The following is a 21,919-nucleotide window of genomic DNA, read 5'->3' on the forward strand; positions in this document are numbered from 1 at the left end:
TGAAACGATTCTTTTTTTAATTATTGATTTGTGCAAAAAATAAAAAAGATATTACATACATTTTCTGAATGGAGATTACGACACATCAGCAATCGTAATTTCTTATTGATATTAAGTGTTTTCGTAGGTGTTTTAGCAGGATTGGCTTCTGTTATTTTAAAATTATCAGCTCACGAAATCGAAACCTTTTTAGATTTTATCGGCAGGAAAAACTATCCATATATATTTTTTCTGCTTCCCTTAATTGGTATTTTATTGACCGTTTTATACGTGCAAATTTTCCGAAAAGGAAAAATAGGAAGAGGTATCAGCAGCATTCTGTTCGCGATTCATAAAAAATCGAGCAGAATAGAAAAAGATAAATTATATTCGCATATCATCTCCAGTGCCATTACGGTGGGTTTCGGAGGTTCTGTCGGATTAGAAGCTCCGATTGTTGTAACCGGTGCGGCAATTGGTTCTAACACGTCCAAAGCATTTGGTTTGCATTACAAAGAACGTACCTTATTATTGGCTTGTGGTGCTGCCGCAGGTATTGGCGCTGTTTTTAATTGTCCGATTGCAGGTGTTCTATTTGCCGTAGAAGTATTGCTTTCCGAATTTTCCATTCCTTCTTTTATTCCATTGCTGATGGCGTCAGCAACGGCTTCCGTGGTTTCACAATTGTTGTATCAGAGTAAACTTTTTTACCTCGTTACGGATTCTTGGGATTTAAAAGCCATTCCATTTTACGTTTTATTGGGATTGATTACTGGAATACTTTCTGTTTACGTTACCCGAATGATGCGCTATACAGAAGAATTTTTCAAATCAAAGAAACATCCTTATCGAAAAGTATTAACTGGAGGAATTTTACTTAGTGTTCTTATTTTCCTATTCCCTCCGCTATACGGCGAAGGTTACAAAATAGTGGAAATGCTCTTGGAAGGGAAATTTCATCAAATACTCGACAATACTTTTTTTGCAGGTAGTAATAACGAATGGCTGATGGTTATTGTGGCTGCTTTGATTGTGTTGGTAAAACCTATTGCTACTTCGCTAACCCTTGGAGGAGGCGGAAATGGAGGTATTTTTGCGCCGTCTTTATTCCTGGGAGCTGTATTCGGTTTTGCATTTGCACACACCGTTAATATGTTGGGAATTTATCACCTCACGGAAGCAAATTTTATTGTGGTGGCGATGGCTGGTATTCTCAGCGGCGTGATTCACATTCCGCTTACCGCGATATTTTTGATTGCCGAAATTACAGGAGGTTATATTTTATTGGTCCCTTTAATGATTGTTTCCGCGATTTCGTATTTTATCATTCGTTATTTTGAACCGTATTCGTTTTACATGAAGCAACTGGCGCGAAAAGGGCATTTGCCTACGAACGATAAAGATAAATTGGTGCTCAACAGAATGCACATTGATGAATTGGTAGAAAAAGATTTTGTTTCTGTTCCAGTAGAAGCCAGTTTGGGCGAATTGGTTCATGTGATTGCACATTCTAAACGGAATATTTTTCCGGTGCTGAGTGAAGATGGACGTTTGGCGGGCGTTATTTTGTTAGACAACGTTCGAGAACAAATGTTTCAAACCGAAAAATACGATCAGATATTTGTCAAAGACTTAATGTTTCAGCCGCCGGCAAGTATTGATGTGAAAGAAAAAATGTTTTCGGTGATGCATAAATTTGAAGAATTTAATTCGTGGAATTTACCTGTTTTGGATGATACGAAATACATCGGATTTGTTTCTAAGTCGGCTGTGTTTACAAAGTATAGAGAGCTTTTACTAAAACAAGCGAAGCGTGCCGAACAAAGCAATTTAACACTTTGAAAAATTATTTTTTTGAAGGCTAAAACAAGTACCAACTTCAGCAGATAAAAATGAAAAAGAAGAAAGTAATTGTTTCTGTCATCAACGATTTAAGCACCGATCAGCGGGTTCATAAAGTATCCACAACTTTAAAAAAAATGGGCTTTGACGTTTTGCTCGTTGGTAGAAAGCAACGAAAAAGTTTAACGCTTGCTCCCAGAAATTATGCTACGAAAAGAATGTTTTTAGTCTTTGAAAAAGGCATTTTATTTTACGTTGAATTTCAGTTTCGATTATTCCTTTTTTTACTTTTTCACAAAGCAGACATCCTTGTGGCGAATGATTTAGATACACTTGCGCCGAATTATTTAATTTCGAAAATTAAAAATGTTCCCGTCGTTTACGACAGTCATGAAATTTTTACCGAAGTGCCAGAATTACAGCAAAATCAAGTAAAAAGAAAGATTTGGTTACGTCTTGAAAAAAATATTTTCCCGAAATTAAAAACTATTTTTACGGTGAATCATTCCATTGCGAATTACTTTTCCGATTTGTATAAAGTTCCGGTAAACGTGTTGAGAAATGTTCCTTTTTCAAAAAAAAGAGAAACAAATTCGATTGAGAAAAATAAAATATTTGAAACGGATAAAAAAATAATTTTGTTGCAAGGCGCCGGAATTAATATAGATAGAGGCGCGGAAGAATTGGTGGAAGCGATGCAATACATTGACGTTGCCATTTTAGTAATTGTCGGTTGCGGAGATGTGATTCCGATACTCGAAAAAATGATTGTGAAATGGAAGCTCGAAAAAAAAATTTTTCTGACGGGAAAAATTCCATTCGAAAAATTGTCGAATTACACACATTTTGCAGACTTAGGTGTTACCTTGGATAAAGACACAAACATCAATTATAAATTTAGTTTGCCGAATAAGGTTTTTGATTACATCCAAGCAGGAGTACCTGTTCTAGCATCTGATTTAATAGAGTTGAAAAAAATAATTTTTCAATATCAAGTAGGAGATTGTATTCAAAATCACGATCCAAAACACATTGCCGAAAAAATCAATTCCATTTTTACCGACGAAAAATTGCTTCTGAAATGGAAAGAAAACACGAAAGTAGCGGCGCAAGAATTGTGTTGGGAAAACGAAGAGAAAATAGTAATAGAAACCTATCAGAAATTTTTAAAATAAAAAAAATCAGCTCGAAACACTTGCATATCGTGTCTTTTAACGTTCCTTTTCCGGCAAATTACGGAGGAGTGATCGATATTTTTTATAAAATAAAAGCACTGCATCAACTCGGAATAAAAATTCATTTGCATTGTTTTCAATACGGAAGAACGGAAAGTAAAGAGCTCGAAAAATATTGTGAAAGTGTAAATTATTATCCTCGAAAAAATAATTTTTCGAATGCATTTCATTATCTGCCATACATTGTAGCAAGCAGAAGTTCCGAAAAATTGATGCAGAATATTTTAAAAAACGATGCGCCTATTTTATTTGAAGGCTTGCATTCTTGTCATTTTTTGAATGATGCACGCATTAAAAATCGTTTGAAAATTTATCGCGAAAGCAATATCGAACATCACTATTATTGGCATCTTTTTAAATCAGAAAAAAATGTGTTCAAAAAAATATTTTTTCTGAGCGAGTATTTTAAACTTTTATTTTATCAAAAAATACTCAAATATTCAGATTTAATGCTTGTTGTAAGTGAAGCAGATAAAAAATATTTGCACGAAAAATTTCCGAATAAAAAAATAATTTATTTGACCAGCTTTCATGGAAATGAAAAATTAAATTCCATTACTGGAAAAGGAAATTACGTTTTGTATCACGGAAATTTATCTGTTGCAGAAAATGAAAATGCCGCAATGTATTTGCTTAAAACTATTTTTTCGGAGACTGAAATTCCTTTTAAAATTGCAGGACTAAACCCTTCGGAGCGATTGAAAAAGACAATTGCTTCTTTTAAAAATGTAGAGTTGATAGAAAATCCGGACGATGCGAAAATGCAAGATTTAGTACAGCAAGCACATGTCCATTTTTTAATTACGTTTCAAGCAACGGGTTTAAAATTAAAATTATTAAATACGCTTTATAACGGTCGGTTTTGCTTGGTAAATAAGAATATGTTGAGCGGAACAAATTTGGAAAATGTGTGTTGTGTGGCTGATACTGCGGAGGAAATGAAGCAAAAATTAAAAGAACTTTTTGAAATCGAATTTACTTCATCGGAAATAGAAAAACGAAAAGGCGTTTTGAAAAATTATTTTTCTGACGAAGAAAATGCAAAGAAAATCAACGAATTAATTTTCGGATAATACGTGTCCATTTTCGCATTTGATAGTGCGCGAAGGAAACTTCTGAAATAGTAGAATGTCATGAGTTGCCACCAAAATTGCCCTTCCATTTTTACTAATATCGAACAACAATTTAATGATACCTTCGGAAGTTTCTGGATCCAAATTTCCGGTTGGTTCATCCGCTAAAATAACTTCCGGATCATTTATCAAAGCACGTGCAATGGACACTCTTTGTTGCTCTCCGCCCGAAAGTTCGTGCGGCATTTTAAATCCTTTTGTTTCCAAACCTACTTTTAAAAGAACATCTTGCATACGCGCTTGCATCGCCGCTTTGTCTTTCCAGCCAGTGGCTTTCATTACAAATAAAAGATTGTCGTTGATGGTGCGATCGCTTAATAATTGAAAATCTTGAAAAACAATTCCGAGTTTTCTTCTTAAAAATGGAATTTCTTTTCGCTTAATGGTTTTTAAATTATAGCCAGCAATGGACGCTTCGCCTTGGTTTAAGTGTAAATCCGCATAAAGCGTTTTTAATAAACTACTTTTTCCGCTACCCGTTTTTCCTACCAAATAAACAAATTCGCCTTTGTCGATTGCCAATGAAACATTGGATAGCACCATGTTTTGCTGTTGAAAAATAGAAACATTTTCTAATTGAATGATATTATCGAGCGCCATTTTTTGAAAAAATATTTTTAATAGATAATTTACAAAAATAGAAAATTAATTTTTGTAATATTGATTTCTCTTTCGATTCGTTGTAATTGAATTTTTTTAAATAAAATCTATAAAAATAAAAACATGAAAAAAATATTTTTGATTGCCGGTATTTGCTTGATGGCTACACAAAGCTTTTCACAATCGTTTTATAAAAATGCCTTGGTAACCACTTTGGATTTTGGTTTTGATGTTTATCAGGTAGATTATCATTATCAATTGATTGGAACGAATGTTATAAAAGATAATAAGAATGGAGCTGCTTCCAGAAGTCTTGTTATTGGCGGAGAATATGGCTTGGCGAATTGGTTTGGAATTGGATTGTTGCTAAAACCGGAAACGTATTATACAAAATATGATACTTCTACAGGTTCAACGCCAACAGCAAAAAGTTTTGATGCTACTTTACTTTTGAATTTTCACGTTATTCGGTCGGCACATTTTGATCTTCCATTGGGATTAAATTTAGGATTTTCGCACTTGCAATACAATGAAAATGATTTTGGGAATAATCAAATTTACGGTGCGGGCAGTTATGTTGATTTTCACATTAATCCGCGATTTTATTTTCAACGTTTTGGTTTGAATGCAGATGTGAGTTTCCCAATTATTAATTATAGCAATATGACCAGTAATAATAGCACATTTAATCAATATGTGTTGGCAGATTGGAAAGGAAGTGGTGTTGGTTTTTCAATTGGGTTTCAATACCGTTTTTTGAATGGAAAATAAAATTTTCGAAAAAAGAGGAAATGAAAAAAGGGCTTTGAAAAATTAATTTTTCAAAGCCCTTTTTTATGTTTTTTATTATTACTTATTTCACGCTGATCAGTTGTACATCAAATGTAAGCGTTGCTTTTGCAGGAATAACAGGCGGTCTACCTTGTTCTCCATACGCTAAATTATACGGAATAATCAATCTGAATTTATCGCCTTCGTGCATCAATGCAATGCCTTCTTCCCAACCGGGTATTACTCTTTTTTCGCCTAACGGAAATTCAATTGGTTGCCCACGTTCAACGGAAGAATCGAAAATGCTACCATCCTCTAAATAACCGGTATAATCTACTTTTACCGTTTTTCCCGCTTCTGCTTTAGCACCAGTACCTTGGCTTATCACAATGTATTGTAAACCACTTGCAGTTGTTTGCACTTTTTTTCCTTGAATATCATAAGGAGTGGGTTTAGGCTCTGGTGCAATATTTATCATTTCCACATCAAAAACCAAAGTAGCTGCGGGAGGAATAGGACCATACCCTTTTTCGCCATACGCAATGTTATACGGAATAATCAATCGCGCTTTATCACCTTTGTGAAGCAATAGCAAGGCCTCGTCCCAACCTTTAATTACTTGTCCTTTACCCACATTAAACGAAAAAGGTTCTCCGCGTTGAACAGAAGAGTCAAACATTTTTCCGTCCAATAAATAACCGCTGTAATTCACGGTAACTTTATCTCCTTTTACTGCTTTAATACTATCAGGATTTGATTTTACGAGAATGTATTTTAATCCGGAAGCAGTTGTAATGGTATCTTTTCCTGCAATATCAAAAGGACGAGGAGCAGGAGTTACTTTTACCAATTCCACATCAAATTTAAGCGTAGAATTGGCAGGAATTTTTCCTACTACTTTATCTGCGTAAGCCAAACTTGGAGGAACAACAAATGATGCTTTGTCACCTTCGTGCATTAGCATAATTCCTTCGTCCCAACCTTTTATTACATCTCCATCTCCAATTCGGAAAGTATAGGCTTTTCCGTGTTTTTCAGATGCATCAAAAACGGTATCGTTCATTAATTTTCCCACATAATTTACCGTTACCATATCGCCTTTTTGTGGCTGAATGCCGGTTCCTTTAGTAGTAATCATATACTGCAATCCGTCCGAAGTTGTTGTCATTACGGGAGCTTTTGGCGTTTTACGAAATAGCTTGCACGAAGGGAAAATTAAAATTCCGACAGCAGCACATACGATAAAAATATTTTTTTTCATTCTGATTTAATGGATTGAAAAATTATTTTTTTGCAACTGATTTTCCTTTGATTATTTTCACGATACTGATATCAAACAATAAAGGAGAATACGGTTGTATCATTCCGCCCGGAGACATTTCACCATAAGCCATTGATGATGGGATCAAAACTTCTGCTTGTTCACCTTCGTTCATCATTTGCAATACTTCATCCCAACCTTTGATAACAGCATTTACTCCAACTGGAAATTTAACCGGTTTAGAATTCGCGCCTCTATCAGAAGTATCAAATACAGTTCCGTCCAACAACATGCCTTTGTAAGTTACTTGCACTGTATCTCCAGCAATTGCTTTCGGACCTTTTCCTTTTGTTTTTTCGATGAAATAAATTCCACTTGCAGTTGGTGCTACGGTAATTTTATTATCCGTAATGTATTTTTGAATGGTTCCTGCTTCTTGTCCTTTACGCAAATCAGTTTCAGCTTTTCTTTTTTGCATTGCCTCTTGCTGCTCTTTTTGAGCTTCTTCTTTCGACATAACACCCACTAATTTTACTTCAAACGTAAGCATTGTACCAGCTTCCGCATATTTTGGAAGTGTTTTTGCTTTGAATGTTTTTAAATAAACAGAATCGGAGCTAAGTTTGAAACTTGCGCTATCGCCTACGGACATCATACTTAAGGCATCTTCAAAACTTCCTTGGAAAGTGGATTTTGCCAAAGGAAAACGGATAGCACCGCTGCTATCTCTCGAAAATCTTTTTGAATCAAACAGAGTAGAATCCTTCCCGTTTTTATACAACATTTTTACGGAAACAATGTCTCCTTCTTTTGGATGTTGTCCTTTGTCATTTTGTTTGTAAAATTTGTAATACAAACCTGTTGTATCTTTTTTGTAACCAGGATAAGGTGATTGGCTGCACGATGCGAAAATAAAAATTCCGGAAGTGAGCAATAATACGCTTGTTTTGAAAGAAAAAATTTTCATGTTTTTTGAATTGATTGTTTTTAATTTATTTTTAATTGACGTTTAAAAGTTCTACTTCGTAAATAACTGTTGTGTATGGTGGCACCATTTTATTGGATGAACCATTTTCCCCAAAAGCAAGTTGCGAAGGTATAATAAATTTTGCTTTCCCACCTTGTTTCATTAAAGAAATTCCGGAAGCGAGCCCTGCAATAACCTGATCCTGCTCTCCCAATACAAATTCGAACGGTACGCGTGTGGAATCAAACAATCGTCCATCCATAAAATAACCTTTATAATTAACTCTTACAGATGTTCCTTCTTCTGCATTTTTTCCCGTTCCGTCCTTTTCAGGGAGATAATAAATACCGCTCGAAATGGGTGAAAGATTTAATTTTTCAGTTTTTAAATAGTGCTGTAATTTTTCGCGTTCTATCAAATCCATATCGTCCGTCATTTCTTGTAGATGCGCCATTTCTTTGCTGTATTCATCCGCCGTTAAAATTTTCACCAATTTGGTTTCTATTTTTACCAAACTTCCGGAGTGGATAAAAACGGGCAAGGTTTTCAGTTTCAAAAATTGATTGCAAAGAGAATCTGCATTCACTAAAAAGGTCAAACTATCACCTTCGTTCATTTCTGGAAAATATTCTTCAAAACTTCCTGAAAAACTTGGTTTGCTTTTAAAAGGAATAAACGCTGCGCCATCACTGTATAAAGCTTCTTGCGTATTTAAAAATACGGAATCTTTTTCCGTTTTATATACCATTTGTAATTCCAAATAATTTCCGATAACGGGGCGTTTACGACTGTCTTCGAAAGATTGTAATTTGTAAAATAAACCAGAATCTGTTTCTGTAAAACCAACGTGTTTTTCTGTTTTTTTCTGACACGAAAAAACAAAACAAAGAGAACTAAAAAGGAGTAGAAAAAATATTTTTTTCAAACAGATTTATTTTAAAGATACCAATTCAAGATCATACACTACACTGGCTTTCGGCGGAATTTTTTCACGATCACCCACCATTCCTGCTGCCAAGTTAGAAGGTAAAATGAAAACGGCTTTATCGCCCACGTGCATCAGTTGCACGGCTTCGTGCAATCCGGTTTCTACTTGGTCTTTACCAATCAAAAAACTTTTCAAACCTTCTTTGTCTGACGAATAACAAAGCGTGCCGTCCAACAAACTAATCGTAAATTTCACTACCGCCGTTTCACCTGCTTTGGCTTGTTCGCCGTTTCCTTTTTGATAAATCCAATAATAAATTCCGGATGCAGTAGCTTGCATATTGTAATGATGGTGATGGATGTATTCTTGAATTTCATCGCGTTCCTGTACGGCAAACATGGTGTTGGAATTAATCAATTTTGTATTCACTTCCACTTGAGAAAGTGTGTCGGCAGGATTTATTTTTTCGTCTGTTGCGTTATTATTACACGCTTGCGCGAACATTAAAACGGCACTTAAAAAAAACAGTTTCAAAAAATAATTTTTCACGAGGATAATATTAGATAATTTCAGATTTGTATTCTTCCAGCACTAAAATAAATTTATCTACCGTCTCTTTCATTGATAGTTGAGAAGCGCCACCAGCAGCATTTTTATGTCCACCGCCATCAAAATGTTTGCGTGCAAAAAGGTTCACGTCAAAATTTCCTTTCGAACGAAAAGAAGTTTTTATAAGTCCGTCGCGTTCCGCAAAAAAAGCTGCTAATTTAATATCTCTTATAGAAAGGGCATAATTTACAAACCCTTCTGTATCGCCTTTTTTACATTTGAATTTTTTTTGTTCCGCTTCATCCAGCGTGATGTAAGCAGTATTAAATTGAGGTAATACTTTCAGTTTTTCATTTAAACAAAAACCCAATAAATGAATTTTATCTTCCGAATTGTCATCGTAAATACGGTTGTGAATTTCTGCGTGATTCGCTCCTACTTCTAATAAACAGGCAATGGCGCGATGTGTTTGCGCCGAAGTGGAAGGAAATCGGAACGACCCAGTATCCGTCATAATGCCTGTGTACAAACATTCTGCGACACTTTTGTTTATTTTATTTTCATCTCCAAGAAGGCAAATAAAATCAAAAACCAATTCAGCGGTAGATGATTTTTTTACATCGTGATGGAAAATTTGAGCAATTGGATCGGGTTGCAAATGGTGATCAATCATTATTTTGAAAGCTGCGGATTCTTCAATGTGTTTTCCTAATTCGTCGATGCGTTTCAAGGAATTAAAATCCAACAAGAAAATAATTTCGGCTTCGTTTACCGATTTTATCGAATTAACGGGATCTTTTTGATAATTGAGAATTTTATCGTTTCCTTCCATCCAATTTAAAAAAGGCGGATAATCATTCGGCACAATTACTTTTACATCGTGTTTTCCGAGAAGTAAATAATTATACAAACCCAAGGAAGAACCAATGGCATCACCATCTGGTGACCAGTGTGTTACCAAAATTATTTTTTTGGGATGAGTTAATAATTCTTGAATTTTTTCGATTTCTATTGTTGTCAAAATTTTTTTTTGAAAAGGAATGCAAATTTAGAAAACTGTTTGGATGTAGCTTCAAAAAATTATTTTTTATAATCTATTTAAGATTTGGAAAAAAAAGGTAGTTTCGCGGTCTATTTTTAAACTAATAATAAAAAAAATTTATGAAAAAAACATTACTTTCTTTTTTGAGTGCTGCTGCTTTCTGCCTGATGGCATTAAACGGTAACGCTACGGGTTGTATTCCGAACTATCCTGCAGGATGCGGGGTTGCAACTATTTCTATTCCATCTGGAGGGGCAACTAATGGTTGGTCTCCATGGCAATATATTTTTGGAGATCCAATTCCGAGTGGTTCGTATATCACAGGAATAGATTTAACATATACTGCTGTTGATCAAGGATGGGGAGGAACAGGCGCAAATAGTACTATGAATGTACAAGGTGTTAATATTGGTTATGGCACGCTTCTACATACTTCTCAAACTTTTAACCTCACTTACTCGGGGACTTTTCCAAATTATAGATACGGAATGAATGATACGTTAAGTATGTATTTCGTTGGATGGAGTGGTTGGCAAGCCAACTGGCAAGGTGGAACAATGACAATTCATTATAGTAACTTGCCTATTGTAACAAGCCAATGTGGTGTTTCTCTTACAGCACCAACTACCACAAATACTTGTGCTGCAACAATTACTGGTACTACAGCTACTGTTTTTCCGGATACTGCACAAGGCGCAAGTATAGTTAATTGGCAATTCGCGAGTGGCTTGGATACTATTATCGTTGGTCAAAAAGTTATTATTCATGACACGATTGCTCCTGTTCCTAATGCTGCATCGTTACCAAATGTTACAGCACAATGTACCATCGATTCAATAATACCACCAACAGCAACAGATAATTGTACTGGTACTATTACAGGAACGACAACTACTGTATTTCCGATTTCGGCTCATGACACTACCATTGTTATTTGGACGTTTAGAGATGGGCACGGAAACACTTCCACTCAAAGTCAAAATGTAATTATTAATGATATTACCCCTCCAAATCCTCCTGTAGGAGTTTTGCCTGGAACTGTGGTAGTTACTATTCCATCTGGAGGGGCAACTAATGGTTGGTCTCCATGGCAATATATTTTTGCAGATCCAATTCCGAGTGGTTCTTACATCACGGGAATAGACTTAACCTATACTGCCGTTGATCAAGGATGGGGAGGAACAGGCGCGAACAGCACTATAAATATCCAAGGGATTAATATGGGTTATGGTACACTTCTACATACTCCACAAACTTTTAATCTCAGTTACACTGGGGCTTTTCCAAACTATAGATACGGAATGAATGATACGTTAAGTATGTATTTCGTTGGATGGGGCGGTTGGCAAGCCAATTGGCAAGGTGGAGTGATGACAATTCATTACAGTAGTTTACCTGTTGTTACAAGCCAATGTACTGTTGCTTCCATAACAGCACCAACAACTACGGATAATTGTGCAGGTACTATTACTGGTACAACAACTACGGTATTCCCTATTTCAACGCAAGGTACAACCGTTGTTAATTGGAAATTTACAGATAATAATTCAAATTCGATCACAATACCTCAAACGGTTATTATCCATGATACAATTGCTCCAGTTCCTAACGTGGCATCTTTGTCAAATGTAACAAGTCAATGTACAATTGATTCGGTAACCGCACCAACAGCAATGGATAATTGTGCTGGAACGATAACAGGAACAACAACTACAGTATTTCCGATTTCAACACAAGGTACAACAGTAGTTACTTGGACGTTTAACGATGGTAATGGGAATACATTTACCCAAAGCCAAAATGTAATTGTCCGCGATACAATTGCTCCTGCATCAGATTCTACATCTTTGATAGATGTTGTAAGTTGTGTGCCAATTGACTCAATTGCTGCTCCATTTGGGACAGATAATTGCATGGGCTCTGTTAGAGGGACAACGACCACAACGTTTCCGATATCTACTGTTGGAACAACTGTAGTTACTTGGACGTTTAGTGACGGTAATGGAAACTCATCTACTCAAACTCAAAATGCAATTGTTGAGAATTGTACAGGTATAGCAACTTATACAGAATCAAATTCATTCAATGTTTTTCCTAATCCAACTTCTGGAATGTTTACTATTGTTGAAGGAAATACGAGTTTGATTGAGAACTCTACAATAACAATTAGTGATATTCTAGGAAAACAAATCTACAGTATTCAACCAGGTAAATTGCAAACATTAGTTGATTTGCGCGAATACACAAATGGAGTATATTTTGTTAGAATAAGTTCAAAAAACAGTGTAAAAACGATTAGATTGGTACTCATCAAATAATTGTAAAACACCATAATTTAAGGGCTGTCTTAATACAAGACAGCCCTTTTTTTGTTATTAATTATAAAACTGTTTGGATGTAGCTTCAAAAAATTATTTTTTTGATTTTCTTTATCTTCGTCAAAAAATAAATGATGTATAGAGAAGAACAGCAATATAAAATGAATAAAATATATTTTACCTTGCTGTTATTTTGCCTGATTAGTTTGCATTCCATTGCGCAAGATAGTACGAGACTAAAACAGAATTCACCTTTTGTTTTGGGAACAACTGTCGAAATCTACTCATCACAATTAGGTGAAAAACGCACGTTAAATATTTATTTCCCGGAAGGGTATAATCCGAAAGATACTGTCAAGTATCCGGTGATTTATTTATTGGATGGTTCCGCAGAGGAAGATTTCATCCACATCGCTGGAATTGTTCAGTTTTTAAATTTCCCTTGGGTAAATATATTGCCAAAATCCATTGTTGTGGGTATTGCCAATGTGGATAGACAAAGAGATTTTACATTTCCGACACATATAGAAAAAGACAAAAAAGCATTTCCGACAACTGGTGGTTCCGAAAGATTTATTGCTTTTATTGAAAAAGAATTGCAGCCATACATCGAGAAAAATTATAAAACGAATTCTTCCAAAACCATTATCGGAGAATCTTTAGGTGGACTTTTGGCAACAGAAATTTTATTTAAAAAGCCGAAACTTTTTACTAATTATATTATTGTAAGTCCGAGTTTGTGGTGGGATAATGAATCTTTGTTTTCTGCAGATTCGACGTTTCTGAAAACAAAATTGAATGTTCAAACTTCTGTGTATGTTGCTGTAGGCAAGGAGGGAGGACGAATGCAAAAAGATGCCAAAAAATTAGCTCACTTTTTAAGGAAGCAAAGAAATAAAAACGTACGTGTGAAATTTCACTATTTTATAAATGAAAATCATGCAACCATTATGCACCAAGCCGTTTACAAAGCGTTTGAATATTTGAAATAAAAAGAATCTTATTTATACAAGAGGAAAATTGTCGGGCGTTTTTGAATGTCCGGCAATTTTTTTTTCCACTCTAAAATACTTTGCGTAACAATCATTTCCGAAGGAAGTGTTACGTCACAAGCCACGCACAGCAAGGTATTCGAATCGCAAGTAGAAATAATATCTTCCAGCAAATGTTGATTGCGATAAGGCGTTTCAATAAAAATTTGTGTTTGTTGCTTTTGAAAAATATTTTTTTCGAGCTCTTTTATTTTCCGAATACGATCACTTTTTTCTTTCGGCAAATAACCGTTAAAAGCAAAATTTTGTCCGTTAAATCCGGATGCCATCAACGCCAATAAAATAGAAGATGGACCGGTAAGCGGAACTACTTTTATTTTTTTTTGATGCGCCAATTTCACAATTACAGCACCAGGATCAGCGATACATGGACAACCCGCTTCGGAAATAATTCCCATATTTTTTCCTTCTTCTATCGCATTCAAATAAGAAGAATAAATTTCCGGATTTGTTTGTGTATTGAGTGGATAAAGGACAATTTCGTTGAGCGATTTCTGAATACCCATTTTTTTTAAAAAATGCCGCGCGGATTTTTCATTTTCCACAATGTAATGATCAATTTCGTTGATTATTTTTCCGACAATTGCTGGAATACTTTCAGAGATTTCTGCTTCTGTCCCAAGCGTTGTGGGTATCAAATAAAGAGTGCCTTTTTTGTTCATCCGAAAATTTTATTTTAAAGAATGCAAAATAGTGTCGCAGGTTTTATCCAACAATTGAAAAACGGTTTCGAAGCCTTCTTCGCCACCAAAATAAGGGTCGGGAACACTTTTATTGCTTTTTGGATACAAGCGATTTAAAATAATTTCCACTTTATTTTTGTCGTGATCGGTTCGCGTCAAACGCAAAATATCGTTGTAATTGGAAACGTCCATTGCAAAAATAATATCAAACGCATCAAAATCTTTCACGGAAAATTGTCGAGCTTTTAATTTTGAAATATCTACCTGATGCGATTGTGCATTCTCAATCGCGCGATGATCGGGATGTTCGCCAATATGATAATTGGATGTTCCTGCCGAATCCACAAAAATAGGAAAGTTAATCGCGTTTGCTTTTTCGCGCAAAATACCTTCCGCCAATGGTGAGCGACAAATATTCCCTAAACAAACCATTAAAATTTTTTGCACGATGCTTGTTTTTTAACTTGATTTTTAGACCTTCAAAAAAATAATTTTTCAAACGTGTTTTTTAACTTCAAAATAAAAAAGGAATTCCGAAGAACTCCTTTTTTTATAAAAATTACTATTTCATTTTTATTACTGAATGCTGATTTTTTTATTCAATTCATCGATGTATGCTTTAAAGCGTTTGTCGGTATCCATTAAATTATTAACGGTACGACAAGCGTGTAAAACCGTTGCGTGGTCTTTTCCTCCGCAATGCAAACCAATGTTTGCTAAAGAAGATTTTGTCATACTTTTTGCAAAATACATTGCTATTTGACGCGCTTGAACCACTTCTCTTTTACGTGTTTTTGATTTCAATAATTCGAGTGGCAAATCAAAATAATCGCATACTACTTTTTGAATATAATCAATGGAAACTTCTCTGGCTGTGTTTTTTACAAACTTGTCAATCATTGATTTGGCAAGCTCCATCGTGATTGCTTTTTTATTAAGCGATGATTGTGCGAGCAAAGAAATCAAAGCTCCTTCTAATTCACGAACGTTGTTGGTGATGGAGTATGCAAGGTATTCGATGACATCTTTCGGAAGTTCCAATCCATCAGCATATACTTTTTTCTCTAAAATTGCAATTCTGGTTTCTACTCCTGGAACTTGTAAATCCGCGGATAGTCCCCATTTGAAGCGAGACAACAAGCGTTGTTCCATTCCTTGCATTTCTACGGGAGCCTTATCGGAAGTTAATACCAATTGTTTGCCAGTTTGGTGTAAATGATTAAAAATATGGAAAAATACATCTTGTGTTTTTTCTTTCCCTGCTAAAAATTGAACATCATCAATAATTAGCACATCAATCATTTGATAAAAATGTATAAAATCATTTTGATTATTATTTTTTACGGAATCAATAAATTGATGTGCAAATTTTTCGGAAGCCACATACAATACTGTTTTACTTGGAAAATTATTTTTAATTTGAATTCCGATTGCATGCGCCAAGTGTGTTTTTCCTAAACCAGCGCCGCCATAAATCAACAAAGGATTGAATGCGGTTCCGCCCGGTTTGTTGGCTACTGCAAATCCGGCAGAACGAGCCAAACGATTACAATCTCCTTCAATAAGATTTTCGAAAGAATAATTGGAATTCAATTGTGATTCAACCGTCAAACTTTTTAATCCGGGAATAATAAATGGATTGCGAATTGTTTTTTGATTCAAATCAATGGGCATTGCCACCGAGTGATTTTTCAAATCTTTTTTTCCAGAGGTAGGAATTTTAACGGTGTAAGGTTTCGCATTTGTTTGCGAATTTTCCATGATGATGCTATACTCCAAGCGACCTTCGCTGCCTAATTCTTTACGTACTGTTTTCTTTAATAAAGTAACATAATGTTCTTCTAACCATTCGTAAAAAAATTGACTTGGAACTTGTATTGTTAAAACACTTCCGTTTAATTTAATTGGTTTAATTGGGTCAAACCATGTTTTGAAATTTTGTGAGCTAACATTGTCTTTTACTATTTCCAGACAATTTTCCCAAATTTTTACGTGTGTCTTCTCCATTACTTGTGCTACTATTAAAATGTGATATTATATCGAAGTAGTTAATTTCTACTTTAGTTCAATTTTTCTTCAAATGTAATTTTTTCTAATTGCAACGGCTAAAGTTTTCAAAAAAAAAGTTTCATTTTTTTTTCAGTTTGCTATTGACTTTATCATTTTTTTTATTCTGACTTTTTTATTTTTTTAGCGAATGAAGAAAATATGCTGATTTTGCTACAATCTTCAAACGCTTGCAATGATAAGCCTTTTTGTTGAGAAATAAGTTGAAAATAAAAAAATATTTTTTTTTAGAAAAAATATTTCGTGTTTGTTTTTTTGTATATTGTTTCCGCGAAAAAATAATTTTTCAAGGGCTGAAAAAAATATTTTTTTTAACGCTCCTAATTATCAGATGCTTTTTTCTTCTTCTGAAATTTAATTTTTGATTCTTCTTTTCGGAGTAAACGATGAATGTTTTTTTGATGTGTTATCACCACCATAATAGCAATCAAAAGAGAAAAGATAATTAAGGTTGGAAATTTTATTTTTAAAATAACAATCACGATAAAAGGAAAAGCAAGTGCGGCAACAATAGACGCAAGCGATACGTAGCGAAAAAGAAAAAAAACGGTTCCAAAAACCGCAATCGACATTAAGGCTGCGTCTGGCGCGATGGCAATTAAAATACCGAGTAAGGTGGCAATGCCTTTACCGCCTCTAAAACCAACATAAATCGGAAATATATGTCCGATGAGTGCCGCAATTCCCAATACAATTTGAAAATTTACAAAGCCTTCCGCACTTTGTTTCACCGGTAAGATGTACGCCATTTGTACGGAGAGATATCCTTTCAGAATATCTAAAAACAAAACAGGAATACCGGCTTTTTTACCAAGTACACGAAAGGTATTGGTGGCACCTGCATTTCCGCTTCCATATTCGCGTACGTCTATGCCGTAAAAAATACGTCCTATCCAAACGGAAGAAGGGACAGATCCCAGCAAATAAGCTGCAAACAAAATAAGAATCTGATAAAATAAAATCATTTTTTTGTTATGTTCTTATTCTCCGCTATTGCTGATGTGTCTTAAGAATGCTGATTTCTTATTCAAGGTAGAAAGATTAAAATAATACGTTCCGCCTTGTGCTTTATCTCCTTTTTGTTCACGTTTATCTGGTTTCAAACTACTGATGGCATTATTGAAATTGGCATCGGATGAAATCGCTTGCATGGTTCCGCGTGCATAATTAAAATAATACCAATTATTACCGTCCAACTCAATATAAATATTAAGTTCATCGCCGGCTCTGTTCTTTTTAAACTCAATGTGTCCGTTCACATATTTATTGATTTGAGTTTTGTTGAAATTGCCAATACCTATTTTTCCACTTGATATAAAAGAGCGAGTTTGTGGATTCCATTTCATTTGTACGTCGGTAAAGAACATACTTTTTTTCAATTCATCTGGAAATTTTTTAAATGATCCGTACAAATTTACTTGGGAAATTAATTTGTCGGCTTTATCTTTTCCAAGCAATTCTCTCAAGCCTTTTTCGTATTCAGGCTTAGAGAAATCAATGGAGTTAAGTCCGGCATAATTGTTAATGGCTTCACCCATTTTCTGGATGGCATTTTCGTCGAAGAAAAAATCCAAACTAAACATGAGATGAAAAGCAGTTGAATCCGGAATTAAATAATGCGTAATATTTCCAACGGTATTCATTTGCACTTGTCCGTAATCGGTTCCTACATTTATTTTTCCTTCCCCATAAACGATACATTTATTAACATTCAAGCTTAAATAATTTCCTGTTAAATTTCGTTCTACCAATTTCTCTTTATTGGATATTCTATATTCTGTGGAAGCCTTATCGTAAAATAAAAATCCTGTTGCAGGCAATAATTGAATGTCTTGTCGCCCGACGATTTTCGATAGGAAGGCAGAATAAATTCTAGTAGAATCTTTCGTGTACATAATAGAAGCTGCAATTTTATTGCCTTTGTCATCGTAAAGCGTATCTGAAACTGGAATGTAAATTTGTTCTGGATTTATTTCAGAAGTAAAAGCAAACCAGGTTTTGCTAACAGCATCGCAACCATGCTGAATTCGAGTAGTTCCCGAAAACACTAAAAACTGATTGTTGGCGGCTAATTTTACTTTTCCTTTGTAATCATAATTAGGACTTAGCGTAAAATGAACACTGTCAGGAATAGTTGTTTCAGCATAGGTTTGCAAGGTAGTGTCCACACTAATATTACTAAAATAAATAGATTCCTTTTTCTTCAATTCATCGATGTAATCATAAAAGCCGGAGCCAGCATATTTTTTTCGACTAAATACATTTACGGTAGCATTGTATAAATGATGATAACGAGTAGTGGTGTTTGCTAAAATTTTTGCGCTGTCTAAAGTTTCCATGTATGCCTTTTTCCGAATGATAACCAATCCGTTATTTGGATAAATCAAGGCATCTGCTACACGTATATATTTTACTTCTTTCGCAGTAATCACGTATTTTTTCAAATCGTATTTAGCAGAAGGTGCTTTAAATCGCAAAGAATCTTGTTTTGGATGAATGGAAATAAATTCCGAACCAGCTAAGTCAATATCTGAATTTGGGCTTGCCCCGCTGGCAGCAGCTACGTTTGCACTGGCTTTGTTTTTATCGGAACTTAACTCAATACTGTTTTTATCCATTAACCAGTTGAATTTATCCATAAAACACATGTATTGATTAACCGGGAATTTAACGATTGAACCCTTTCCGTTGGATTTGAAATCACCTTTGCGCTCGTCAAAATTAATGTGAGCATTCACGTTGGTGGTGGTAAAAGCAAGATTTGCGGTGTCAAGTGCTTTGAGTTGAAAATCGGCCGTATCCGAAAGCATCTCGTGCTGTAAAAAATTTGTTTTGACTGCAGTTAATTCAGCACCAGAAAAATCGGCTTTTCCATTTCCGGTGAGCACTTTTGGCGTTAAACTAAATTTCCCTGAAAAGGTAGATTGTCCGTTGAAACATTGAAAAACAGAATCTTTTTTATTGCTCGCATCCATTACATCCAATATAGGAACCCAGTGTATCCGGACGTGCTGCCCGTGAACTTGAGGAAATTGTGGATTTGTTTTTTGTTCTTTTATATCAAAATTTTGAGCAATTGTATTGGTGGAATCTGGATAAAAAATAAAATTGTTGGATGTTGTTGTAGAAGTTACATAATCTACGGTTCCATCGCCTCTCAAACCTTGGTTGCTGAGTTTAATTTGATTTTTGAAAACACCTTTTCCGCCATACACGGCAAATCCATCAGGAGGAGTAGAGCGAATAAATCCAAGCGAATAATCTTTTTGAAGCGTAAGTTGTTCTGCAAACTGAGGAAAAATTCCTGCTGAAACAAAATCACCTTGAAAATGCAAACTTGCATTTGTGAAATTATCTAAACTGTCAATCGTAAATGGTTTTAAATGAAAATAAAATTTGTCTTTTTTATAGGCGCCTTTTTGAATTGATCGCTTGTCGTAATACACATACGCATCCTTGTTACTTTTGAAAATAGGATATTTCGCAAAATCTTTTACGCCTGATTTATTGGCAGGATTATCAATAAATAATTCTCCATTGATATTTTGAATAACCGTTTTTACAGGAACTAAGCGATGTTGTCCATAAGGGTCTGCATCAAATGATTCGGCTTTCAAGCGAAGCGAATCTACATTGGTTAAATTGATTTTAAAATCATTGTACTCAAATGAAAATACTTTTCCGAAAAAATCAAAGCGCCCAGCGTGCACTATTCCGGCAAAAGTAAAGTTTCTATTTTTCTTCAAAACTACTTCCGAGTCCTTCGGAAAAATATAAACATTCTGAGAATCGCTTAACAAAATACCAGCTACGCCGTGGATCGTGATGTCGTAATTCAACAAATTCATGCTGGCATTTATTTGTCCTCGGTTCACAGAGTGAAAATCAAGTACGTCGTAATCTGTTCGACCGGCGTTATCAGTAATGTATTTGAATAGTTTTTCTTTCAAGTGAATTTGATCATTTCCCGTATTAAATGTCAAAAAGCCCATGCTCGCTAATTGGATTAATAAAGGGTGAATGTCATCCGCAGTATGTCCCATAAATCCGGCTAAATTATCGCCTAAAAAATCGCGCGATCCGCCCAAAGATTTGGAGTAACCGGCAATCGTAATCAACGGACTAACATTCGCTTGTCCTTGGATGTTATCGTACAAATCGCGTTTAAAATAATTTGTGGATGCAAAATCCGCAACACCTTGAGAGTTTCCTGGTAACATTTCCATATCAATTTTTGGCTCATCTGTTTTCCAAGATAAATATTCGAAGTACATATCCACATTATGATACGTATCAGAATACGGTGTTTTTGAAACTCCTTCATCTGTGCGGATAAATGTTAAGTGTTTGGTGGCAATGATGTAACGCATTTCTAAATTCGGATGATAAATAGAATCGGTATCCAAAATCATTTTTATGGCTGTTTCTGGACAAAGAATTCGGTCTTTACGGATGTCAAAACTTTTCGCGGAAGCAACAATAAAAATAGAATCGTTTCTTTTAAAATACAAATAAGCATTTTCAGTAGCACTTCCAGAGCCAATAAATTTTCCGCCTCTCATCGAAAAACCTCCATCGTAATCCACATTCGGAGCAATATTTTTAATTGAGAAACGCTTGTTATACGAATCAAAACGCGGAAAAGAATTAACACCTTTTGCTTCTGCCACATCTTTGTCGTTTAACACTCCGATAAGTGGCTTATCAAAATATTTTTTTTGATAAAAAATAACAGAATCTGCCGTGTAACCGCCTGTTTTCAGAATGATGTGATATGTATTTAATTGTGCGAAAATAGTATTCGCATCCAAACTATCTCGCGACCAATCTACTTTCCCTCCATAACCGTCCCATTTATTCGTCAAAGGATAGAAAACGCCTTTTGTATTGTAAATAAAAGTACTATCAGAGCGTTCATTTAAGCAGCGCAAATTAGCGCTTGGAAAAATAATTTTTGGAACCTCGTTTTCATAAACCATTTGATAATTACTGGTGCTCGAACTCCATTTGTAAGTGGGCGAAGTATAAAAAGTATTGGAGCCAAAGAGGTTCGCGCTCATCACGACAAAGTCAGTATAATTTTTGATTGTTCTGCCCGTCAGCATGCTGTGCAAGGTAGCTTGCCATACTTCAAAATTTTTATCAGATTGTCCAGAATTGACAAAATTATTCAGTGCATCTAAATAATTTTTAAAATCAGGAAAAGGGCGCATGCGTTTTTTTAACATTAAATTACATACATCATAAGCTGCTTGTTTGTATTTATCGGTAAATTTAGGCGCATTCCACGATATGGTAAATTGCTCCATGTATGTTTTTATTTCTTTTTTGTTGCCGTTTCCGCTTTCGAAAAAGTCGTGCAATTCGCTCAGAAATTTAACTGGATCAGAGGTAAATTGAACCAGTTTGCTTTGTGCATTTGCATTCGGATGAATGAAAAACAATCCGATAAAAAGTGCAATAATAAAGTTGAATTTTTTCATGATTGAAAA

General features: G+C 34.9%; 17 protein-coding genes. 6 read left to right on the plus strand and 11 right to left on the minus strand.

All coding sequences use genetic code 11. The features are described 5' to 3' along the window. Positions 1 to 30 precede the first annotated feature (30 nt). The 3 genes from ABIZ51_07965 to ABIZ51_07975 are packed head-to-tail and all read left to right on the plus strand — an operon-like array spanning position 31 to position 4,129. Positions 31 to 1,821 carry a chloride channel protein gene (locus ABIZ51_07965; GenBank protein MEO7088708.1) on the plus strand — a complete coding sequence of 597 codons (1,791 nt, stop codon included), beginning with the start codon at positions 31 to 33 and terminating at the stop codon, positions 1,819 to 1,821. 50 nt (positions 1,822 to 1,871) lie between these two features. After that, positions 1,872 to 2,996, plus strand: a complete 1,125-nt coding sequence (locus tag ABIZ51_07970; protein MEO7088709.1) for a glycosyltransferase — start codon at positions 1,872 to 1,874, stop codon at positions 2,994 to 2,996. Continuing rightward, entirely contained in the window at positions 2,903 to 4,129 is a 1,227-nt protein-coding gene (locus ABIZ51_07975) for a glycosyltransferase family 1 protein (GenBank protein MEO7088710.1), read from the plus strand. Before ABIZ51_07970 ends, ABIZ51_07975 begins: the two co-directional genes overlap by 94 nt. Here the strand turns inward: ABIZ51_07975 and ABIZ51_07980 are convergent. Continuing rightward, positions 4,115 to 4,789 (minus strand): ATP-binding cassette domain-containing protein, encoded by a 675-nt coding sequence (locus ABIZ51_07980; protein MEO7088711.1) that lies wholly within the window; start codon positions 4,787 to 4,789, stop codon positions 4,115 to 4,117. The two genes, ABIZ51_07975 and ABIZ51_07980, sit on opposite strands and share 15 nt — an antisense overlap. A 123-nt stretch (positions 4,790 to 4,912) precedes the next feature. Here ABIZ51_07980 and ABIZ51_07985 point away from each other — a divergent pair, with 123 nt between their 5' ends. After that, positions 4,913 to 5,560, plus strand: a complete 648-nt coding sequence (locus ABIZ51_07985) for a hypothetical protein (GenBank protein MEO7088712.1) — start codon at positions 4,913 to 4,915, stop codon at positions 5,558 to 5,560. Positions 5,561 to 5,642: 82 nt separating this feature from the next. Here ABIZ51_07985 and ABIZ51_07990 read toward each other — a convergent pair whose 3' ends face one another. From ABIZ51_07990 to ABIZ51_08010, 5 genes are read right to left on the minus strand one after another with little or no spacing between them, the layout of a single operon-like run. After that, positions 5,643 to 6,821, minus strand: a complete 1,179-nt coding sequence (locus tag ABIZ51_07990) for an FKBP-type peptidyl-prolyl cis-trans isomerase (protein MEO7088713.1) — start codon at positions 6,819 to 6,821, stop codon at positions 5,643 to 5,645. Between the two features lie 22 nt (positions 6,822 to 6,843). Further along, the gene (locus ABIZ51_07995) at positions 6,844 to 7,788 is read right to left on the minus strand and encodes an FKBP-type peptidyl-prolyl cis-trans isomerase (protein MEO7088714.1); all 945 of its coding nucleotides are present in this window, start codon (positions 7,786 to 7,788) and stop codon (positions 6,844 to 6,846) included. 31 nt (positions 7,789 to 7,819) lie between these two features. Beyond that, entirely contained in the window at positions 7,820 to 8,713 is an 894-nt protein-coding gene (locus ABIZ51_08000) for an FKBP-type peptidyl-prolyl cis-trans isomerase (GenBank protein ID MEO7088715.1), read from the minus strand. A 6-nt stretch (positions 8,714 to 8,719) separates the two neighbouring features. Continuing rightward, a complete protein-coding gene (locus ABIZ51_08005; GenBank protein MEO7088716.1) occupies positions 8,720 to 9,250 on the minus strand; it encodes an FKBP-type peptidyl-prolyl cis-trans isomerase in 531 nt (176 codons plus the stop codon). A gap of 25 nt (positions 9,251 to 9,275) precedes the next feature. After that, entirely contained in the window at positions 9,276 to 10,286 is a 1,011-nt protein-coding gene (locus ABIZ51_08010) for a bifunctional oligoribonuclease/PAP phosphatase NrnA (GenBank protein ID MEO7088717.1), read from the minus strand. Positions 10,287 to 10,426: 140 nt separating this feature from the next. Here ABIZ51_08010 and ABIZ51_08015 point away from each other — a divergent pair, with 140 nt between their 5' ends. Next, positions 10,427 to 12,625 carry a T9SS type A sorting domain-containing protein gene (locus ABIZ51_08015; protein ID MEO7088718.1) on the plus strand — a complete coding sequence of 733 codons (2,199 nt, stop codon included), beginning with the start codon at positions 10,427 to 10,429 and terminating at the stop codon, positions 12,623 to 12,625. A 131-nt stretch (positions 12,626 to 12,756) separates the two neighbouring features. After that, positions 12,757 to 13,617, plus strand: a complete 861-nt coding sequence (locus tag ABIZ51_08020; GenBank protein ID MEO7088719.1) for an alpha/beta hydrolase-fold protein — start codon at positions 12,757 to 12,759, stop codon at positions 13,615 to 13,617. Between the two features lie 8 nt (positions 13,618 to 13,625). Here ABIZ51_08020 and ABIZ51_08025 read toward each other — a convergent pair whose 3' ends face one another. The 5 genes from ABIZ51_08025 to ABIZ51_08045 form a co-directional block, all read right to left on the minus strand. Continuing rightward, on the minus strand, positions 13,626 to 14,339 hold the full coding sequence (locus tag ABIZ51_08025) for an SAM-dependent methyltransferase (GenBank protein ID MEO7088720.1): 714 nt from the start codon (positions 14,337 to 14,339) through the stop codon (positions 13,626 to 13,628). A gap of 9 nt (positions 14,340 to 14,348) precedes the next feature. Then, entirely contained in the window at positions 14,349 to 14,807 is a 459-nt protein-coding gene (locus ABIZ51_08030) for a low molecular weight protein-tyrosine-phosphatase (protein MEO7088721.1), read from the minus strand. Between the two features lie 129 nt (positions 14,808 to 14,936). Next, positions 14,937 to 16,367: a chromosomal replication initiator protein DnaA gene (gene dnaA / locus ABIZ51_08035; protein MEO7088722.1), complete on the minus strand. Its 1,431-nt coding sequence runs from the start codon at positions 16,365 to 16,367 to the stop codon at positions 14,937 to 14,939. Between the two features lie 380 nt (positions 16,368 to 16,747). After that, positions 16,748 to 17,392 carry a glycerol-3-phosphate 1-O-acyltransferase PlsY gene (gene plsY / locus ABIZ51_08040; protein ID MEO7088723.1) on the minus strand — a complete coding sequence of 215 codons (645 nt, stop codon included), beginning with the start codon at positions 17,390 to 17,392 and terminating at the stop codon, positions 16,748 to 16,750. 15 nt (positions 17,393 to 17,407) lie between these two features. Beyond that, positions 17,408 to 21,910, minus strand: coding sequence for a hypothetical protein (locus ABIZ51_08045; GenBank protein ID MEO7088724.1), 4,503 nt, complete (start codon positions 21,908 to 21,910; stop codon positions 17,408 to 17,410). Between the last annotated feature and the right edge of the window lie 9 nt (positions 21,911 to 21,919).

The sequence above is a fragment of the Bacteroidia bacterium genome, from assembly GCA_039924845.1.
GTDB lineage: Bacteria > Bacteroidota > Bacteroidia > DATLTG01 > DATLTG01 > DATLTG01.

What these genes read in the sequence shown, in the direction of transcription:
- ABIZ51_08025 (MEO7088720.1), bottom strand. Translation starts at nt 14,339, where the DNA reads ATGAACAAAAAAGGCACTCTTTATTTGATACCCACAACGCTTGGGACA.
- ABIZ51_08015 (MEO7088718.1), top strand. Translation starts at nt 10,427, where the DNA reads ATGAAAAAAACATTACTTTCTTTTTTGAGTGCTGCTGCTTTCTGCCTG.
- ABIZ51_07975 (MEO7088710.1), top strand. Translation starts at nt 2,903, where the DNA reads ATGGAAAGAAAACACGAAAGTAGCGGCGCAAGAATTGTGTTGGGAAAA.
- plsY (MEO7088723.1), bottom strand. Translation starts at nt 17,392, where the DNA reads ATGATTTTATTTTATCAGATTCTTATTTTGTTTGCAGCTTATTTGCTG.
- ABIZ51_07995 (MEO7088714.1), bottom strand. Translation starts at nt 7,788, where the DNA reads ATGAAAATTTTTTCTTTCAAAACAAGCGTATTATTGCTCACTTCCGGA.
- ABIZ51_08045 (MEO7088724.1), bottom strand. Translation starts at nt 21,910, where the DNA reads ATGAAAAAATTCAACTTTATTATTGCACTTTTTATCGGATTGTTTTTC.
- ABIZ51_08020 (MEO7088719.1), top strand. Translation starts at nt 12,757, where the DNA reads ATGATGTATAGAGAAGAACAGCAATATAAAATGAATAAAATATATTTT.
- ABIZ51_07990 (MEO7088713.1), bottom strand. Translation starts at nt 6,821, where the DNA reads ATGAAAAAAAATATTTTTATCGTATGTGCTGCTGTCGGAATTTTAATT.
- ABIZ51_07980 (MEO7088711.1), bottom strand. Translation starts at nt 4,789, where the DNA reads ATGGCGCTCGATAATATCATTCAATTAGAAAATGTTTCTATTTTTCAA.
- dnaA (MEO7088722.1), bottom strand. Translation starts at nt 16,367, where the DNA reads ATGGAGAAGACACACGTAAAAATTTGGGAAAATTGTCTGGAAATAGTA.
- ABIZ51_07985 (MEO7088712.1), top strand. Translation starts at nt 4,913, where the DNA reads ATGAAAAAAATATTTTTGATTGCCGGTATTTGCTTGATGGCTACACAA.
- ABIZ51_07970 (MEO7088709.1), top strand. Translation starts at nt 1,872, where the DNA reads ATGAAAAAGAAGAAAGTAATTGTTTCTGTCATCAACGATTTAAGCACC.